We start from the raw sequence: 13,585 nt of genomic DNA on the forward strand, positions 1-13,585 counted from the left end.
GCTTTGTTGCTAGTTGTTGAGGATGGAGTCGAGGGCCTCGCACACGGCGCGCAGGTGGTTGGCCATGGCTGCACTCGCGTCAGCAGCGGAGCCGGCCTCGATGGCTGCGAGGATCCGCTGGTGTTCAATGTCGGAGGCGTGCTGCCGGTCGGCCACCATGTTCAGCGTTTCCGACTGGTAGGCCAGGGCGTCACGGATGTCCGCCACCACGCTTTCAAAGACCTTGTTGCCGCTGGCCCGCGCGATGGTCGCGTGGAAGCTGGAGTCCAGGGCCACCCAGGACTCCGGATCCGTTTCGGTGGCCATGGCGCCCACGACGTGGCGGAGGGTTTCGAGCTCCTCGTCAGACCGGCGTTCTGCTGCCAGCCCGGCTGCCGGAACTTCAATATGCGGGCGCGCCTCGGTAAGATCCCTCGCCGAGTACTGGCCGAGTGTGAGGTCGTTGGCCACCTTGTTGGCGACCACGAACGTGCCTTTGCCTGTCTTGGTGACCGTCAGGCCCAAAGCCGTGCAGGAGCGCAGCGCTTCGCGGATGACCGACCGGCTCACCCCGTACTGCTGGGCAAGCGTGGCTTCAGAGCTGAGCTTGCCGCCCACCGGAATCTGCCCGGACTCGATATCACCGCGGACGGCGTTGAATACCGCTTCGGCGGCGCTAAGCCGCGTGAGGGGGAGCGGAGCAGGCTGTCCTGCTGTCCGGCTGTCTGACAGGTTCACGCTTCAAATATGGCACCGGTCACAGACGGTGTCAATTCTCCGGGGGCCGAAGGCGTCAGATGAACTTAGGGTATTTCTCCCTGGAAACCCTGCCGTCTGAGGCGCCCGCCCGGTAGCCTCCTGCCATGGACGAATATTCAGAGGAACTGGTTGAGCTTGCTTTCATGGCTTTGGATCACGCGATCGATTCAGTGGTCTCGTCGGGCACCGATCTGGTGCCTTTTGTCATCCGGGAGCAGGCGGGCCAACGGAGCCTGCAGCGCTACCTCGTTGGGAACCAGCTCGAGGCAGGCGTTGCCGCAGCTAGGCAGTCCGTCAAAGACGAGCCGCTTCCGGACCGCGTGGCAGTAGCCTGGGATGGCTACATGACCACGTCCGAGGGGCGGCAGGAGGCGGTCTTCGTCGAGTCCTACGAGCATGGCACGCCTGCAGGGTTCATTATGGCCCAGCGCTATCAGCGGGCCGGGTTCCTCAAGAAGAAGCGTGAATCCGTAGGGAACCCCGCCCTTGTGGAGAAGAACACCGCACCGCTTTTCTAACCGTCTTGGCGGCGGGTAGGAGCAGCCTCAGGGTCGACTGACGCGGGCATGGTGGTGGGAAAAGTGCAGGCGGATCTTTTCGCGGTGATTGGCAAGGCCAAATTGCATGTCGCCTTGTCGGAGTAGCGACTTCTCCGGGTCTTCTTGGAGGATCGGACCGAGTGCTGAGGCTCGCCGCTGAAAACAGCGAGTCGGAGAGCTCGGGAACTCTCGCACTTCACTTTTATCGGTTAGCAGGGAGTCCAGGTTTTCCCGCCTGGTGCATAGCAGCGCGGCCCGGTGTATTTGGAGGGTGCCTGTGGAACATAGGGGGCTGGGGCAGGCGGAACGTAGGGCTGGGGTGCAGGTGGGACATACGGCGCCGGGGCGGGCAACCTTCTTAGCCGCTCAGCTTCAGCAGCTGCCTGCCGGGCGGCTTCCTCCGCAGCTGCCTTTGCGGCGGCAGCAGCTTCGTCGGCAGCCTTCTTCTCGGCGGCAGCCCTTTCCTCCGCGGCCTTCTTCTCTGCTGCTGCCTGCGCCTCAGCGGCACGCCGTTCTTCCTCTGCCTTCTTTTCCGCTGCCGCCAAGTTTGTTTGGAGGGACTTGAATTCGTCCCGCTTCTTTTCACCCAGCGCAATCCTGCTGTCGAGGGTAGACAAGGCAGCCGCGGTGGCGGCTGCTGAAAGCCCAGCCCAGTAGATGGCCCTGTTTGCGTCTTTGGTTGCAGCAAAGACTGCCCGTAGCGACTTGGCGGTTGCCAGTTCCGCCACGAGCACCGCGGCGGCCGCGCCGGCGGCGGAGGAAGTCGTTGCAGGTGCAGCGCCGGCAGCTTCTTCGAGCGCCTGCGAAGTTTGGGCGAGCTGTGCGGGCATTGTGCAATCGATGGTCTCCGAGAAGAGCCCGGTCTTCTCGGTCCGGGCTTCCTCATAAGCTTCTTCCACCGGCGGCAGGAACCTGACGTTCCCGTCATACTGGACCGGTATGCCAAGTCCCTTACGTGCGATTTCTGCGTTGACCAGACTGCCGTCGGGAGCGAATACGCCTGCGAGGGTGCGGCCGAAGCGGTCGTGCCGGGTCTTGTCGAACTCAAGGCGCACGGAGGTGCCAGGCGGAAGGACGCCCGCAAGGTAATCAGTAGCCTGCGGCCCGAGGCATTCGACCGGCTGGTTCGGGTCCTTAGTTTCCGGTGTGTCCACGTTCAGCAGACGGATTGTGTGATCCGCGTTGTTGATCGACACCACCAGGGTGTCACCGTCCACAATTCTGACGACCGTGCCGTTGTCAGCGTTAGCTGCCGCGCTAACTGCCACCGAGCCGGCCACCAGACCGGCCGCCGCGACTGATGCAATGATTAGATTTTTGATCGAGGTCCCCCTTGAATAGGCGCATCAGAAATCTGCGGCACTTTGCTTGACCTCGACGAACCCTGAAGCTTTCTCCTTAATGTTGGGCGCTTCCCCTCAGCTTCAGCTCAAGTTCGGCTCAAGGTTGCCGTAGTCTTGGCGACACGAACGAACGGCACGTTCGTGCCGGTTCTCTCTTTCATTCGGGCCGCTTCGGGACTAGGCTTCCAGATACGGCAGTAATCGGCACGAACGTACCTATAGGACGGTCATGGATCGGCGATTCACAGATTCCCTGGCAAACGAAGTGCGCTCTCGCCGCACCGCCCTCGGCCTCACTCAGCGGGACCTGGCCGACATGGCGGGTGTCTCCGAACGGTTCATCCGTTTCGTGGAACAGGGGAAGCCCAGCATCCAGCTGGATTCGCTGATCGCGGTCCTTGACACGCTCGGGCTGGAGCTGGACATCACCACCAGGGCCAGCCACGCTGCCCGCGTCCGAGCAGGACCGGGAAGCGCTGAAGGCGCAGCACCATGAGGCACCGGATCGCCGATATTTACAAGGCAGGCGTCCTTGCAGCAAGGCTGGAACGGCACGACGGCGGAACCCGGTTCAGCTACCTCCCCGCCTATCTCGCGTCCGGGGGTCCCGCCGTCGCCTCTTCCCTGCCGCTCACCCGCGAGCCCGTCCTGTCCGCCGCCGGGGCCGCCCCGCCGTACTTCACCGGGCTGCTGCCGGAGGGCCGCCGGCTCAACGCGCTGCGGCGTTCCATCAAAACCAGTGCGGACGATGACCTGTCCCTGCTCATCGCCGCCGGCGGAAACCCGGTGGGGGATGTCCAGATCGTGGGCCACGGGGAACCGCTGGACCGCGACGAACACGCGGTGCAGCTGGACCCGAAACAGCCCGTGGATTTCGACCAGTTGCTGGGCGATCCGGACCTGATCGACCCGGTTGCGCTGGCCGGCGTGCAGGACAAGCTGTCGGCAGGCATGATTTCGCTTCCGGTGGCCAGTGCAGGCAAGAGGTTCATCCTCAAGCTCAACGCCCCCGAATTCCCCCACGTGGTGGAGAACGAGCTGGTCATGTTCCGCTACGCCGCCAAGCTCCGGATTCCGCTCAGCCGGGTCCAGCTGATCCGGGACGTGGCCGGCCGGCCGGGCCTGCTGGTGGAGCGCTTCGACCGCATCCCGCGTCCACGTGGCGGGCCGGACGATGTGCTGCGCCTCGCCGTCGAGGACGGGGCCCAGGTTCTGAAGCTCTATCCGGCAGACAAGTACAACGTAGGGTACGGACAGGTCTGCCATGCGCTGGCGGACCACTGCTCCGCACCGCTTCCTGCGCTCCGGAACCTCGCCCTCCAGGGCGCCTTTGCATGGCTCACCGGCAACGGCGACCTCCACGCCAAGAACGTCTCCATGGTCCAGCAGCCACATGGCGAATGGGCGATCGCTCCGGTCTACGACATTCCCTCCACAGTGGTTTACGGCGACAAGACCCTGGCGCTGACCCTGAACGGCAAGCGGACAGGGATCTCGCGCCGCCACTTCCTGGGCTGGGCCATGGAGCTCGGACTCCCCGAACGCGCAGCCGCCCAGGTGCTGGAGCTCGCCCTTAAAGCATCGGGACCCCTGGTAGCGGACCTTGAGGCAGGAACGGCCTTCGCCGTCGTCAAAGGTTCACAAAGGGACGACGACGGCGCCTCGCCCTTCCCGGACATGGTCACCAGGGCGTGGGTCAAGGAGCTGAAGCACCGCCGGCGTCTCCTTGAGGGGTAAGGCAAACCCCGCCTGGTGGAGGCTCAGGAACCGTCGAACCAACGGAGAACCCGAAGGGCGCGCAGCGTGTTCCAGCGGCTGGGGCTGCCATCGCCGTCCTCCAGCGCAAAATGGACCTTCCCGGGATGCGTGTTCTCCAGCAGCCAAGTTCCGTCCGGCTGCTCTTTCTTGCGGACCAGCTCCACGCCCTCTGCCAGGCGCTGGTCCGGGGCAGCTCCCGCGGCCCGAAAGTAGTCCAGGCCGCGGAGGACGTCATAGAACCAGCGGGTGGGATAGGAGAAGCGAAGCCAGTCCTCACTGATGATCTCCGCGGTCGCTTTCCGCCGCATCAGCCGGCGCTCCAGGAGGTAGTCTTCAGCCCGTTCCCGGGCAGCCCTGGATGCGGTCGTCCCGCCGGTGGCCTGCTCGTATTCCAGCAGTCCTTCGAGGACGCAGATGGTGCTGTGGAATGAGGAGCGTGTGGAGCCATTGACGGCCTCGCAGTTCCAGCCGCCGTCGGGCAACTGGTCACCCGTCAGCCGCTCCACAACGCTGTCCACGTTCTCCCCGAAGTAGGCGCCCAGCTCCGTGGCCATGCCGTTGATGCAGGGCTCCACTTCACCTTCGAAGAACGGCTGGTTGCCTTCTTCCCAGCGGCTGTTGTCCCTGACGAGCGAGATAGCACGGCGGGCCTGCGGGCTGCCCGGGACCAGACCGAAGTCCTTCAGGAGCAACAGACTGTAGGTGGTGGCGGTCCAGGGCTGGTTGTCGGGATCATCGTCGACTGCCGGCCAGTAGGTGCCGCCGGCCCACTGCCCGTCCGTTCCCTGCAGGGCGAGCAAACGGGAACCCCAGCATTCGGTGGCAACGCGGTTCCGTTCGGCCCTGACTTCGGCGGCAGGAGCATCAGCGAGGTCCCGCAGGGCCTGCCAGCGGATGGCAGGGTCGCCGGCCAGGAGCCAGTCGAGCACCATCCGCTGCGCGGCAGGTGTCACAGGTGCTGGATGCCGGCCCGCTGCATGGCGTCTTTATAGATCTCGACGTTCTTTGCCAGGAGTTCTTCCTGCTTGGCTTCGGAGACGGCGAACGCCCGGCCTCCGAGCGCGGTTGCCTTGTAGATCTTGATGCCGCTGTTCTTCAGTGACGAGTGGTAGGTCTTCTCGTAGAGGGTGAGGAAGGCGGAGGCGTCGGTGCCGTGGGCGATGATCGCCGAGACACGGGAGTTGATTTTGAGGAACTGGCGGAACGGGCGCAGGCCGTCGGTCTTCTCCTGCACGCTCAGCGCTGACGGGCTGCCGGGCTCCCGGACCCAGGGATAGGCGTTCCACGGCATCACATAGCGGGGGTCGAGCTCAGCGAGTTCGTAGATCTGGGTGGCCCGCCGCGCGGCCTCATCGTCATTATTGTGCGACACAAAACCGGACTCGGTGCCTTTTCCGGGGCTGCCCTGCAGGCTGACGATCCGGCATTCGTCCTCGTCGTGCACCGGATCAATGTACGGAACGGTGGAGCCGGGCTTCCTTTCCATAAGTTCGTCGCAAAGCTGGGTTACCTTCGCGATGTTCGGTTCCTGTAGCAGGGCCTTCTTTTCATCCCAGTCAATCGTCACGATCTCTCCCTCACAGCAAGGTGGTCAGAACCAGGCGTCTTAGGCCACTCTACGCTTCCGCTCTGAGGGTAGGCAGGAAAATTTGGGCCATGGCACCCTACCTGGAGCAGTTGATTGAAGTGCGCGCGGGAAAACGGAACGCAGCAGCGCCGGCAGGTGCTGTTGAATGACACTATGCAGTTCACCAGGAAGGGCCTGAAGGCCGAAGGCTTTGCCGGCTTCCGCCTTGTCCGTGACCTCGAGACCATGCGGGTCCCGCAGGGGACAGGGCTCTTCGCTGTCGTGGCCCCGGAAGGCTTCGAGCCGCGCTTCCTGAAGAAAAGCACGGCCGGCACCTTCAAGAAAAAGGACCCGTCCCTCCCCGAAGCCGCACTTATCGCGGCGTGGGTGGACGCCGCCGTCGTTCTTTACGTCGGAAAGGCGGGGCCGGGTAGTAAGGGCAACCGGGGGCTACGGCGCCAGATCCAGGAATTTGTGGACTTCGGGCAAGGAAAGCCGCCCGGGCACTGGGACGGCCGGGCCATCTGGCAGCTCACCGATGCCGGATCGCTGTCAATTGCCTGGAAGGAACTGGCCCCCGAACAGCTGAACGACGCGGAAGCCGACTACCACGCAGCATTCCTGCAGGAATTCGGGAAGCTGCCGTTCGCCAACCTCGTGCAGGCGCGCACAAAGACCGGCCGCTGACGCCAAGACGAGTTCGCAACGGGCACGAGCTCGGTGTCCCTGGCCGGCTCGTCAGGCCTGCCCGCGGAGCCGCTCCATCTCGCGGCGGTCCTTCTTGGTTGGCCGTCCGGTGCCCCGGTCCCGCTGCGGGAGGCCCAGCGCCGGCGCGAGCGGCCGGGGCGGGGTGTGGTCGGTGAAACAGTGCGATGCCGCTTCCGCGCCCACCCGCTTGGCGATGAGCCGCCGCACTTCGAGGATGCGTTCGTATCCGGGCATCCGGACTGTCACGGTATCGCCGGTCACCAAAGTGGCAGAGGCTTTGGACGGGCTGCCGTTCAGCCGGACGTGTCCTGCCCGGCAGGCGGCTGTGGCGGCGGAACGGGTCTTGTAGGCGCGGATGGCCCACAGCCAGGCATCAATACGGACGCTGGCGGGGGAGGCAGGAAGGCTGGTCATGGCTGGCACCGAGTATAGCCCCGGGCGCGCCGGCATTCAGTGCTGGGTCATTCCACCGTTACGCTGACCTGCTGCACCATGTTGTTGCCCATCCCCTGGTAGTTCCAGTTTTGCTCCAGGGGCTGCGTGGCGCTGGTGGCATCCGTGGCCCGGCAGGACAGGACGTGCTCGCCCGGGTCCGCCACCCAGGGCAGCGTCCACTTCCGCCACGCGAATCCGCCGGCGGGCTTGTCCAGCTGGGCGGTCAGCCACGTGCCGTCGATCCCCACCTCCACGCCTGTCACCGCGCCCCCGCCGGACCATGCACGGCCCTGTAGCAGCACCGGGCCCGGGGCCAGGATGCGTTTGCGGGTGAAGAAGTCCGGGACGCCCGGCGGAACCATCAGCGAACGCACCCTGATCCGCGAAACCGGGGTGCCGGCGTCGTCCGCGGAGTCCTGGTAGCGGTAGGCCACCTGTTGCTGGTATCCGGTGAACGGGGCGGTGACCACCTCGATGGACTCAAGCCACTTCACGCTGGCCATGCCATACCAGCCCGGAACCACCAGGCGGAGGGGGTAGCCGTGCTGGGGCGGCAGTTCGGCGCCGTTCATTTTGTAGGCGAGTACGACGTCGGCACGCAGCGCTTCACGGATTGGCAGGCTCCGCGCGTAGTGGTGGGGGACGCCGCCCTGGACCCCTGCATCGGCACCCTTGAAGACCACTTCCACGGCGTTCTGGAGAACGCCAGTTTTGCCCAGGAGGTAGGCGAGCGGAACACCTGTCCAGTGCGCGGTGCCCACTCCTTCCTGGATCCAGGGCTGGCTCATGGGCCGGGGCGAGAGGAGCGATCGGCCGTTGCCGGCGCACTCCAGCGTCACGGGTACGGTGATGGCGGGGTCCTTGCGGAGCGCCGCCATGCTCAGCTCGAGCGCGCGCTCCACCGCGCCGCTGATCCGCAGGTGCCAGGAGCCGGCGTCGAGGTCCGGAATGTCGAAGTGCGTCAGGACGTAGTGGAGCCCCGGCGGTGTGACATCCCTGCGAAGTGCCTCCAGCGGCATCGAATGGTTCCGGGCGGACAGCTGCAGCTCTTCCCGGGTCAGGGGGCCGGTGGTGGGGCCTGCCCCCGGCTGGACGGGTGCTGAATCTGGACCGGTGGGCTGCTCATGCCGGGAGGTCTGGGTCATGCCACAGGTCTACGCCCGCACCGCCGGCACGTCAACGCCTCTTCCCGGCCTACGCCTCCCGTTTTGGCGGGGACTGGGTCTTTGCCGGGTCGCGTTCCGCCAGCGAGCCGATGGCGTTGTCAATTTTCTTCAGGACCTCCGGCTCCAGCGTCACGCCGGCCGCCGCCACACTGTCCGCTATCTGCTCCGGACGGCTGGCACCCACGATGGCAGACGCCACATTGGGGTTCTGCAGCACCCAGGCGACTGCGAGCTGCGGCATGGAGAGGCCGGCTTCCTCCGCAACGGGCTTGAGGTCCTGCACACCGGACAGGACGTCGTCGCGCATCCAGCGCTCGATCATCTTGGCTCCGCCCTTTTCATCCGTGGCCCGGCTGCCTTCCGGCGCGGGCTGGCCGGGCAGGTACTTGCCGCTGAGGACGCCCTGGGCCATGGGTGACCAAACGATCTGGGACACGCCCAGTTCCTCCGACGCCGGCACTACCTCGGCCTCGATGACCCGCCACAGCATGGAGTACTGCGGCTGGTTGGAGATGAGCTGGAAGCCGAGCTCTTTGGAGAGGGCGTGGCCTTCGCGAAGCTGGTCCGCGGTCCACTCGCTGACCCCGATGTAGAGTGCCTTGCCCTGCCGGACGATGTCCGCGAACGCCTGCATGGTTTCTTCCAGCGGCGTTTCGAAGTCGTAGCGGTGCGCCTGGTAGAGGTCCACGTAGTCGGTCTGCAGCCTGCGCAGCGAGCCGTTGATGGATTCCATGATGTGTTTGCGTGACAGGCCAAGATCGTTTTTGCCCTTGGGGCCCGTGGGTCCGTAGACCTTGGTGAAAATCTCCAATGATTCGCGGCGCTCGCCCTTGAGCGCCTCGCCCAGGACGGTCTCCGCCGCGGTGTTTGCATAGACGTCGGCCGTGTCGAAGGTGCTGATCCCGGCGTCCAGGGCCGCCCGCACGCACTGGGTGGCGACGTCGTTCTCCACCTGGGAACCATGGGTAAGCCAGTTGCCGAACGTGATTTCCGAGACTTTGAAACCGCTGTTTCCGAGGTATCTGAATTCCATGCGCTTCACGCTAGCCCAGATGGTTGCTCAGGGTAAGGGCTTTTTTCCATCCGTCTGTTCGCTGGCGGGCGACGTTTCCTTGAGTATCTGCTGGGGGCCGGTCAAGGACACGAGCGATCCTGTGTCCAACGGCGCGAGGGCTGGCGGGTGCGGAGGTTTCTTGAACGACCGTGGAACCTCGTGCGGAGGCCGGTGGTTGTGCAGGGAGGACTCAACCAGCGGGGCCACTTCAGCCACCTTCTCCGCCGGCACCTTCGGATCCGGCAGGTCCCGTACGGAGAGTTTGATCTCGGGCGCGGCTGCCCGTGCCCGAGCGATGGCACGGGCGTCGGCCTCGGCCACGGCGGAGGCCCAGTCCTCGGCCAGGACGGGCGGTTCACGCCGCGCGGCGGTCAGCGCAGGGTGATGGTCGACGGCGGTGCGCAGCGCCGTTTTAAGGTGTGCGGGCTTCAGCGCGGCGCGCCAATCGCGCGGCTGCCTCCCGCCGTTCGGCCCCGCAGCGGGTTTCCCGGAGGTGCGGGCAAGCAGCCCCGGGCGCGCTGCGCCGGATGCTGATGCCGCCGCAGCACCGCCGTCGGCGGCATCCTTCCGGCCCTGCAGCCGGGTGCCGTAGAGCTGGACAAGCGGTAGGGATTCCTTCCGCGGACGCCAGCCGAACAGGCCCATCAGGATGATGGCGGCCAGCCGTCCCACGCCCGCGAGCACCAGGGTGATGACGCCCAGGAGAAAGAGGATAAAGAACATCAGGAAGGCAACGCCCACCGTGCCCAGGAAGGTCAGGTTGAGGACGAGCGTATCCGGATTTTCCACGTCACCCCTCCTTTCTGCAGGCAGCGGACCCCCGCCTCTGCCACTGTGCCCGGGCCATGGCACCTTCTCCACCATACGGATTTTTGGTGTTCCATGCCGCCGGCGGAGGCGGTGTGCCGGGGGTTGTAGCGAAGCTGTTACCGGATATGACAGCATCCCGGGTATGACAAAAAGTGCGGGGCAGGAAAACTGCGTGTGCCTGTCCGGGGAGCCGTACGCGCAGTGCTGCGGGCGCTTCCACTCCGGCGCGGCGGAGGCTGCCACCGCGGAGCAGCTCATGCGGTCCCGCTACAGCGCCTTTGTGCGTCTGGACGCGGACTACGTTCTGCGCACCTGGCACCCGGACACCGCCCCTGCCACCCTGGAGCCTGATCCGGGGATGGGCTGGCGCCGCCTGGACATCCTGTCCACCAGCGGAGGCGGTCCTTTCGACACCGCAGGGACGGTCGAGTTCAAGGCGTACTACCGGTACGGCTGCGAGCGGGGAGTCCTGCACGAGGTCAGCAGGTTCATCCGAAAAGACGGCCGGTGGTACTACGTAGACGGGGACGTCAGCGCCTGAGGTGTGGGACTGTGCTGCTGTAGCCACGGCTTACCCACTGAATTACTCGTCGTCGTAGTCGCTGTCCGGCGTGAACCCGGCCCGGTCCACTTTGCGGTGGAACCTCATGCCGGCGAGTCCGCCCAGGACTGCACCCACCAGGGCAACGGCGGCAACCACGACGGCAGCGATGATGCTGGTGGTGGTCAGTTGGCCCTCATTGATGGGAATGCGGGGGAAGCTGTTCAGGTTGGCCAGCACGTTAAACTGCTGGCCGGCCACGAGGCCCAGGATGGATACGAGGATCGCCACGATCAGCGCCCAAATCCATACCATCAGGCCCTGCTTGGCGCCGTTGAAGCGGGCCATCCGCCCGGCCACGTAGCCGCCGCAGTAGTAGGACAGGAACAGGATCACCAGCAGGACGATGATGCCCACCAGTCCAACCGTGCCCTGGTTTTGTGCCGCCTGGTTCACTGCCTCGTTGACATCAGTGTTGCTGGCAAGGCCCACTGCTGTTCCCGCGGCTGCCACCAGGGCGGTCAGCAGGACTGCCATGCCGGTGGCGGTGAGCCAGCCGAAGAAGGCTGAGCCCACCTTGATTCCGCCGAACTGTTCCTTTTCCCGCGCCACTGCGGTCTGCTGGTCAGTGAGGTTCGGATCCACCGCCGGGGCAGTGGCGGCAGGAGTGTAGTCCCGCTCGGCATAGGCTGCAGGCCGCTCCGAATACGTGGAGGCCGGCGCGGCGTCCGTTGCCGGCACCTGGTCAAAGGAGCGGGTGCTCTGGCTGTCCGCGTCTGCGGTGCGGTGGCTCCCGCTCGGGGTGTCGTCCTCCCGGGCGCGCCGCGGAGGCAGGTTCTCTGGGTCAGTTGAGCTGCTCATGCTTCAACTCAACCATTGACGCACAGCGATAGCAAGCCTGCTTACTATTTTGTGACCTGCGGTTTTACCGGTACCGGCGGTGCAGATTGTCCTTTTTGGAGGGGCCTGGGGAGGCGTCGGCGATCCATGGTCCGGTCCCTTCGGACTGGTCCAGGACGCCTTCCTCCAGCCACGTGTAGTCCCCGGCGAGGACCTTGCGCGTGAGCCCGTGGTCGGCGTCGTCCGTGTTACGCCACAGCTGGTCGAAGTATTCCTCCACGCGCACCCGTGCCTGCTCGCAGTACGCCTCGGCGAGCTCGTAGGCGCTCGCGGCCCGCTCCGGAGCCGTCTGCAGCAGCATTTCGGCGCGGACGCAGCAGGCCGTCATGGCGAACAGCTCGGCACCGATATCCACCACGCGGCCAAGGAACGCCTGTTTACGCTCCAGTTTGGCCTGCCAGCGGCCCATGCCGTAAAAGGTCTGCCGGGCCAGGCGGCGGGACGAGCGCTCGACGAAGCGCAACTGTTTGGCCAGCCTTCCGAACTCCGTGTAGGACCGCGGATCCATGCCGGCTCCGGCCACGAGTTTAGGCAGCCACTTGGCGTAAAAGCCCGAGGCGCCGACGGCGGCCTTCGCTTTGTCCGACAGGCTCGCGTCCATGGACGCGAGGTCGCCCGCTGCGGCAAGGTGCGCGTCCACCGCTTCCCGGGCGATCAGCAGGCGCATGATCTCGGAGGATCCCTCGAAGATCCTGTTGATGCGCAGGTCCCGCAGCTGCTGCTCAGCCGGTACGGCCCGCTCGCCGCGTGCTGCCAGTGACTCCGCTGTCTCGAAGCCGCGCCCGCCCCGGACCTGGACCAGTTCGTCGGCGATCCGGCAGCTGATCTCCGTTGCCCACAGCTTGGCCAGGGCGGCTTCGATCCGCACGTCCTTCTGGCCGGCGTCGGCGAGTTCGGCAGAGAGTTCAAAGACGGCATCCAGGGCAAACGCGGAGGCGGCGATGAAGGCAACCTTCTTGCCCACGGCCTCATGTTCACCCACCGGCCTGCCCCATTGCGTGCGCGCGTTGGACCATTCGCGGGCGATCTTCAGGCTCCAGCGCCCCGACGCCACGCAGAGCGCGGGGATGGAGAGCCGGCCCGTATTAAGGGTGGTCAGCGCGATCTTCAGGCCCTGGCCTTCGCGCCCCAGCCGGTTGGCCGCGGGTACGCGCACCTGGTGGAATCGGGTGACCCCGTTTTCGATCCCGCGCAAGCCCATGAAGGTGTTCCGGTTTTCCACGGTGATGCCGGGTGAGTCCATGTCCACCACGAAGGCGCTGATCCCGCCCTTGTGCCTGGTTCCGTCGGCGGCGGTATAGGCCGGAACTACCGCCATCACCACCACCAGTTCCGCGATGACCCCGTTGGTGGTCCAGAGCTTCACGCCGTCCAGGAGGTACGCCTCGCCGTCGTCCGTTGGCGTTGCGGTGCTGCCCATCCGGGCGGGGTCGCTGCCCACGTCCGGCTCGGTCAGGAGGAACGCGGTGATGGCACCGGCCGCGCAGCGCGGCAGGTACTCCCGTTTCTGTTCCGGGCTGCCGAACACCTTGACCGGCTCCGGCACGCCGATGGACTGGTGTGCCGAGAGCAGGGCTCCGAGGCTGGGATGCACGCTGCCCAGCAGGGCGAGTGCACGTCCGTAGTACACCAGGGAGAGTCCCAGGCCGCCGTACTCCTGCGGGATTTTCATGCCGAAGACGCCGAGATCGGCCAGGTCCCGGATGTATTCGTCCGGAATCTTCGCCTCACGCTCAATGATGCGGCCGTCCATGGTCCGCGCGTACCCAGTCAGGCGGGCCATGAACGCCTCGCCGCGCTCCACGTCCGCAGGGTCCGGGGTGGGCCAGGGATGGACCAGGCTGAGGTCGAAGCTGCCCAAATAGAGGCCCTTGGCGAAGCTGGGGCGGTCCCAGTCTGTCTGGCGGGCGGCTTCTGCGACGGCCCGGGCATCGGCGGACGTGGCGCCGGAGCCAATATGGCCGGCCGGTACGGGAGTTTCCTCGGCGGGGGCGTCTGTGGACGGGAATTCAGTGGCGGAGGTCAT

At 65.7% G+C, this 13,585-nt stretch carries 15 protein-coding genes; 5 read left to right on the plus strand and 10 right to left on the minus strand.

The window, feature by feature from the left end; genetic code table 11:
- Positions 1 to 9 precede the first annotated feature (9 nt).
- The gene (locus tag AC5RUO_RS13350; protein ID WP_494103772.1) at positions 10 to 717 is read right to left on the minus strand and encodes a FadR/GntR family transcriptional regulator; all 708 of its coding nucleotides are present in this window, start codon (positions 715 to 717) and stop codon (positions 10 to 12) included.
- Positions 718 to 842: 125 nt separating this feature from the next.
- Between AC5RUO_RS13350 and AC5RUO_RS13355 the strand changes: the two genes are divergently transcribed.
- A complete protein-coding gene (locus tag AC5RUO_RS13355; protein WP_494051869.1) occupies positions 843 to 1,256 on the plus strand; it encodes a hypothetical protein in 414 nt (137 codons plus the stop codon).
- Positions 1,257 to 1,486: 230 nt separating this feature from the next.
- On the opposite strand, the gene AC5RUO_RS13360 is transcribed toward AC5RUO_RS13355, so the two are convergent.
- Positions 1,487 to 2,494: a thermonuclease family protein gene (locus AC5RUO_RS13360; protein WP_494103773.1), complete on the minus strand. Its 1,008-nt coding sequence runs from the start codon at positions 2,492 to 2,494 to the stop codon at positions 1,487 to 1,489.
- A gap of 355 nt (positions 2,495 to 2,849) precedes the next feature.
- Between AC5RUO_RS13360 and AC5RUO_RS13365 the strand changes: the two genes are divergently transcribed.
- Together AC5RUO_RS13365 and AC5RUO_RS13370 are read left to right on the plus strand one after the other, a co-directional pair.
- Positions 2,850 to 3,116, plus strand: coding sequence for a helix-turn-helix transcriptional regulator (locus tag AC5RUO_RS13365; protein ID WP_494011561.1), 267 nt, complete (start codon positions 2,850 to 2,852; stop codon positions 3,114 to 3,116).
- The gene (locus AC5RUO_RS13370; RefSeq protein WP_494103774.1) at positions 3,113 to 4,357 is read left to right on the plus strand and encodes a type II toxin-antitoxin system HipA family toxin; all 1,245 of its coding nucleotides are present in this window, start codon (positions 3,113 to 3,115) and stop codon (positions 4,355 to 4,357) included. The genes AC5RUO_RS13365 and AC5RUO_RS13370 overlap by 4 nt, the downstream gene beginning before the upstream one ends.
- A gap of 23 nt (positions 4,358 to 4,380) precedes the next feature.
- Here the strand turns inward: AC5RUO_RS13370 and AC5RUO_RS13375 are convergent, their stop codons facing one another.
- Together AC5RUO_RS13375 and AC5RUO_RS13380 are read right to left on the minus strand one after the other, a co-directional pair.
- Complete coding sequence (locus AC5RUO_RS13375) at positions 4,381 to 5,310, minus strand: prenyltransferase/squalene oxidase repeat-containing protein (protein ID WP_494103789.1); 930 nt, start codon at positions 5,308 to 5,310, stop codon at positions 4,381 to 4,383.
- 17 nt (positions 5,311 to 5,327) lie between these two features.
- Positions 5,328 to 5,945: a uracil-DNA glycosylase family protein gene (locus tag AC5RUO_RS13380; protein WP_494051857.1), complete on the minus strand. Its 618-nt coding sequence runs from the start codon at positions 5,943 to 5,945 to the stop codon at positions 5,328 to 5,330.
- 174 nt (positions 5,946 to 6,119) lie between these two features.
- Between AC5RUO_RS13380 and AC5RUO_RS13385 the strand changes: the two genes are divergently transcribed.
- A complete protein-coding gene (locus AC5RUO_RS13385; protein WP_494103775.1) occupies positions 6,120 to 6,632 on the plus strand; it encodes a hypothetical protein in 513 nt (170 codons plus the stop codon).
- A 51-nt stretch (positions 6,633 to 6,683) separates the two neighbouring features.
- Here the strand turns inward: AC5RUO_RS13385 and AC5RUO_RS13390 are convergent, their stop codons facing one another.
- From AC5RUO_RS13390 to AC5RUO_RS13405, 4 genes are read right to left on the minus strand one after another with little or no spacing between them, the layout of a single operon-like run.
- Positions 6,684 to 7,067 carry an RNA-binding S4 domain-containing protein gene (locus tag AC5RUO_RS13390; RefSeq protein WP_494011565.1) on the minus strand — a complete coding sequence of 128 codons (384 nt, stop codon included), beginning with the start codon at positions 7,065 to 7,067 and terminating at the stop codon, positions 6,684 to 6,686.
- A 47-nt stretch (positions 7,068 to 7,114) separates the two neighbouring features.
- Positions 7,115 to 8,233 carry a sulfite oxidase gene (locus tag AC5RUO_RS13395; protein WP_494103776.1) on the minus strand — a complete coding sequence of 373 codons (1,119 nt, stop codon included), beginning with the start codon at positions 8,231 to 8,233 and terminating at the stop codon, positions 7,115 to 7,117.
- 49 nt (positions 8,234 to 8,282) lie between these two features.
- Positions 8,283 to 9,287 carry an aldo/keto reductase family protein gene (locus AC5RUO_RS13400; RefSeq protein ID WP_494051854.1) on the minus strand — a complete coding sequence of 335 codons (1,005 nt, stop codon included), beginning with the start codon at positions 9,285 to 9,287 and terminating at the stop codon, positions 8,283 to 8,285.
- 27 nt (positions 9,288 to 9,314) lie between these two features.
- Entirely contained in the window at positions 9,315 to 10,097 is a 783-nt protein-coding gene (locus AC5RUO_RS13405; RefSeq protein ID WP_494011568.1) for a hypothetical protein, read from the minus strand.
- Positions 10,098 to 10,260: 163 nt separating this feature from the next.
- Between AC5RUO_RS13405 and AC5RUO_RS13410 the strand changes: the two genes are divergently transcribed.
- Positions 10,261 to 10,659 (plus strand): YchJ family protein, encoded by a 399-nt coding sequence (locus AC5RUO_RS13410; RefSeq protein ID WP_494103777.1) that lies wholly within the window; start codon positions 10,261 to 10,263, stop codon positions 10,657 to 10,659.
- Positions 10,660 to 10,701: 42 nt separating this feature from the next.
- On the opposite strand, the gene AC5RUO_RS13415 is transcribed toward AC5RUO_RS13410, so the two are convergent.
- Together AC5RUO_RS13415 and AC5RUO_RS13420 are read right to left on the minus strand one after the other, a co-directional pair.
- Positions 10,702 to 11,520, minus strand: coding sequence for a TIGR04086 family membrane protein (locus AC5RUO_RS13415; protein WP_494011570.1), 819 nt, complete (start codon positions 11,518 to 11,520; stop codon positions 10,702 to 10,704).
- Between the two features lie 64 nt (positions 11,521 to 11,584).
- Entirely contained in the window at positions 11,585 to 13,585 is a 2,001-nt protein-coding gene (locus AC5RUO_RS13420; RefSeq protein WP_494051852.1) for an acyl-CoA dehydrogenase family protein, read from the minus strand.

The sequence above is a fragment of the Arthrobacter sp. Y3221087 genome (genome assembly GCF_059089905.1).